Source organism: Runella sp. R5_40 (genome assembly GCF_057652295.1).
This window is the reverse complement of record NZ_JBYFCH010000054.1, coordinates 1-3,974: the sequence shown is the minus strand read 5'-3', so window position 1 is coordinate 3,974 and position 3,974 is coordinate 1. Positions and strand designations below refer to the sequence as shown.

The following is a 3,974-nucleotide window of genomic DNA, read 5'->3' as shown; positions in this document are numbered from 1 at the left end:
TCCCATGCAAAAATAATTCCCTGTTCCAGCTTTGTAAAGGTCAAGCCCTTCGGGTTTTGGCTAAAAAATCTCCACCCTCCGGGTAGTATTTTTTAGCCAAAAACCTTGACAAACCTTCCACAGGGAATTATTGAAAAGCAGGGGAAAAAGGAAAAAATATTTAGAGGTTTATTATGGCCTTTTCACTTCTCTTAAAGAATTATCCTTAAAATGTCTATATTTTACCATTACGAATTCTCCTGATATTAGATACTTATTATCTAAACCATCAATATATCCCTTAAATCTTAGAACTAATTCAGGAAAGTCAAATGTAGCCTTTGAATGGAATCCGTCAAAATTACTTAAAGAAAATTCGACAGTAACATATCCAAGTTTTACTGGGTTCATATACTCTGAATAACTTTTAATGTTTTTATGCCAAAAAGTAGATTTGAGGATAGGTGAATAACAAAGGTTAACAAACTTCATAGAATCCTCTGTTATATCGATGGTTATTAAATTATTTGGTATCGCTTTGTATAAATAATCTAAAATTATGTTACAACCTATATTATTTTCATTAAGCATTGATTTATAAATATTTACAGAATCACTTTTTGTTAATTTTGGTTCTATAAACAGAGTATCCAGACTATAAATTCCTCTTACAAAGAAAGGAAACTTATCATTTCTGAATAATTCTTTGTTATTCTCATACAATATACCTTTGTGATTTTTATATATACTTTGACAATAACAACATTTAGTACAAAATAATATACCAATAAAAAATACAAAAAAAGATAATTTAAAATTCATGATATTTTACAAAATATAGTTAACTTACACGTGTTTTTTAAAAATGGTCAAACAATTAACAATTTTAAAACTATGAAAATTTACAATCTTTACAGAGTTACATTATTAATGTTTCTGATTTCGTTCCTAACCTCTTGTCAAGTAAATAATGAAGAAGTTCTTATTTCTCCAAATCCTTCTTCGCAAAGAATTCTTAACTCAATAAAAGGTATGAGTCAATATAATAATTACTTGGAAACTGACCAAAAGATACAAGAACTAATGCCGCAAATCATAAGTAATACAACAAAAGAACAGAAATTTGTTTATAATAACATTATAAACAAATATACAAACAAGTTTGATATGTTCAAAACCAAAGATTTGGAATTAGTTTCTTCTATTTTAGATATTACAAAACCAGTAGAAGATTTAAGAAATACTAGGCTTAGTATTATTAAGTCTATTCATTCTAATTTATTAAAGATTTATCCCTCATTAACATTTAATGAAGTGGCTTTAATTCTTAATAAAGATGCAAAAGCAAATGCCCGAATTTCCTCTTGTTCAAGTGATGCTTATGCTGCATCTTGGAATGCTTTTGAGTACGCTCTTCAAGTTTATGGAGATCCTCATTTTGCATATATATTTGCTGATTGGGTATATAGTAAAACATATATGAGTTGCTTAGATCCTATAGGTAGAGGAGAGGGTATGGCGATGGCTTAATTGTTTAAAAAAAATCTAAGAATTTTCTGTTCTTAGATTTTTTTTAAACAGCGTAGTTATAGCTCACTATAACTACGCTGTAGTTGAGTTCGGCAAGGACACCCTGCACCCGTTTAAAAAAGTTGTATAATCATATGGGAAAGAGCAGCATACACATTGTACCAGTGAAAGGTGGTAGTGAATCACACAATCAGCGACTAAAAGCTTTATCCTACGTCCGAAGTGATTTAAGCTATTTGAATAGTAGTTTCCACCTAAAAAGCATTCAAGAAGCCAAAAATTTTGCAGAACGAAACTGTAAGGAGAAAACGGGTCGAAAGATGCAAGATAAAGCTACACCTATCCGAGAAGGCGTACTTTTAATCAACAAGCATCATACAGCAGAGGACTTAAAACGGCTAAGTAGAGTACTAGAGCAACGCTTTGGAATAAAAACAATTCAAGGTTACTGTCACAAAGACGAAGGTCACTATGACAAGATAACAAATGAATGGCGACCTAACTACCATGCTCACATGGTATTCGACTGGACGAATCATCAGACGGGAAAAAGCATCAAGCTCAATCGAGAAGATATGAGCGAATTCCAAAGTATTGTCGCTGGAGAACTGAATTTAGAGCGTGGCCACAATAGCAGCATTAAGCACTTAAATGCAGTTCAGTTCAAAACTCAACAGGAGATAAGAAACTTACAAAATTTACATCAGCTCAAAAATGGGCTCACAGAGGCTCAAAAAGTAATTGAACAAGCTATTCCCCTCAAAAAGGAGATTGATGGTCTCAAAAGCGAAAAAAAACGCCTTGAAGAGGAAAATACGTTGCTACGAGCGAACAAAAATCATCTGGAAAAGAAAATTGAGGTAGGAAGGAGCGAATTAAAGCAGCTTGAAGAACAAAAAACAAATAGGGGATTCAAACTATAATCCGATGGAAATTCTAAATGATTTGATTGAAAAACAAGAAAAGCTAGAACAACGCTTTGTGGAGATTGAAGAATTACTCAAGAAAAATTTGAACCGTCCTTTACCACCAGTCAAGGTAGAGACAAAGCTTATTGGCCAGGAGCTGAAGACTTACCTAGGAGACACATCACAGAAATTCAAAGAGCTTGAGAGCAGCATCGAGCAGCATATTGAAAAAATTCCATTAAGGATTCAAACAGGGGGAAGTTTGATTGGCTTCAGTTCTGGAATTTCAGCGATTATCTTTTTGAGCGTATTGGGAATTTTGTCCTGGATCTTGGGGGGTGTGTGCTACCACCATTACCATCAAGCCCAGGAACAGCGGCGTTTGGTTGCGAGTTATGAATCAGATTTTCAAAAAGTGTCTAGGCGAAACCCAAAGTTAGCTTTGCGTTATCGTCGAGCGACACAAGAAGAATAATTCCACAACTTGGCACGGCTCATGCCTAAAAAAAATCCCGGGGGTGTGGGGGCTGGCCCCCAATCACTAACACACAAAAGTCCTTTCTACCTACCAAAAAAAAGTCCCTTTTTTATCAGTTATTAGATACAGAAGAAAAAAAATGTATAACTATCTAGTTATGAGGTATTTATATTGAAGCTATGTTGCACACTCTGCAACAATAGTGTTGCACAAGCTATGCAACATAGTTTCAACATAATGATGCAAAAAAACTTCATTTTATTTCTTTCTTGCATCATTATGTTGCATAAAAATTTTATATTTGTGCAGCAATGACGCAACAATGTTTCACTATATGCAACATAATTTTATGTCACACGAAAAGGAAATTATTAATTATCATACAGGAGAATTAGAGTTAGTTAATGATAAATTTGTTCAACTTTATTTAGATAAGTTAGATTTGATAATTGAAATGACTGGAGAAAATCCTACTGCGGTTAAAATGTTCGTATGGTTATTACAACATATGGATAGGCGTAACGCATTAGTTATTAGTCAAGAAGCATTAGCAGAGGCTATGAACTTACATAGAACGACAATTTTTAGATCTACTTTGTATTTAAAGGAAAAGAAGGCTATTGATGTCCTAAAATCGGGAAATACGAATATATATGCTGTTAATGCCCAAGTAGCATGGAAATCAGATGCTAAAGGAAAAAAGTATGCAATGTTTGATGCTAAGGTATATATTGCAGAGTGTGAACAAAAAGATGATAAACCCTTATTTAATACAAGTTTATTAGGTCATGCAGTTAAAAAACCTATAAAGCGGGTAAGAAAAAATCAGCATCAATCTATAAAAGACTTTGAGAATAAAGATATTAGCTGAAACAAACAGAGGCTCTGCAGGGATGCAACCCGAGAAGGGATAAGCTAAGCCGTACACAAGTGTGTAAGGTAAGTCGTTTGTAAACATTTTACAAACGACTTTTTTATGCTCTTACCTCGCCTTTTCCTTTTTCCCATGCAAAAATAATTCCCTGTTCCAGCTTTGTAAAGGTCAAGCCCTTCGGGTTTTGGCTAAAAAATCTCCACCC

At 33.6% G+C, this 3,974-nt stretch carries 5 protein-coding genes; 4 read left to right on the top strand and 1 reads right to left on the bottom strand.

Translation table 11 applies throughout. From position 1 onward, the window contains the following. Positions 1 to 171: 171 nt before the first annotated feature. Positions 172 to 801, bottom strand: coding sequence for a hypothetical protein (locus AC23N5_RS31295; protein WP_487758542.1), 630 nt, complete (start codon positions 799 to 801; stop codon positions 172 to 174). A gap of 72 nt (positions 802 to 873) precedes the next feature. On the opposite strand from AC23N5_RS31295, the gene AC23N5_RS31290 reads away from it, so the two are divergent. The 4 genes from AC23N5_RS31290 (at position 874) to AC23N5_RS31275 (ending at position 3,766) form a co-directional block, all read left to right on the top strand. Further along, positions 874 to 1,509 carry a hypothetical protein gene (locus AC23N5_RS31290; RefSeq protein ID WP_487758541.1) on the top strand — a complete coding sequence of 212 codons (636 nt, stop codon included), beginning with the start codon at positions 874 to 876 and terminating at the stop codon, positions 1,507 to 1,509. Positions 1,510 to 1,643: 134 nt separating this feature from the next. Further along, positions 1,644 to 2,432 carry a hypothetical protein gene (locus AC23N5_RS31285; protein ID WP_487758540.1) on the top strand — a complete coding sequence of 263 codons (789 nt, stop codon included), beginning with the start codon at positions 1,644 to 1,646 and terminating at the stop codon, positions 2,430 to 2,432. Between the two features lie 4 nt (positions 2,433 to 2,436). Beyond that, a complete protein-coding gene (locus AC23N5_RS31280; protein WP_487758539.1) occupies positions 2,437 to 2,892 on the top strand; it encodes a hypothetical protein in 456 nt (151 codons plus the stop codon). A gap of 337 nt (positions 2,893 to 3,229) precedes the next feature. Beyond that, positions 3,230 to 3,766, top strand: coding sequence for a replication/maintenance protein RepL (locus AC23N5_RS31275; protein WP_183980792.1), 537 nt, complete (start codon positions 3,230 to 3,232; stop codon positions 3,764 to 3,766). The last annotated feature ends 208 nt before the right edge of the window (positions 3,767 to 3,974 follow it).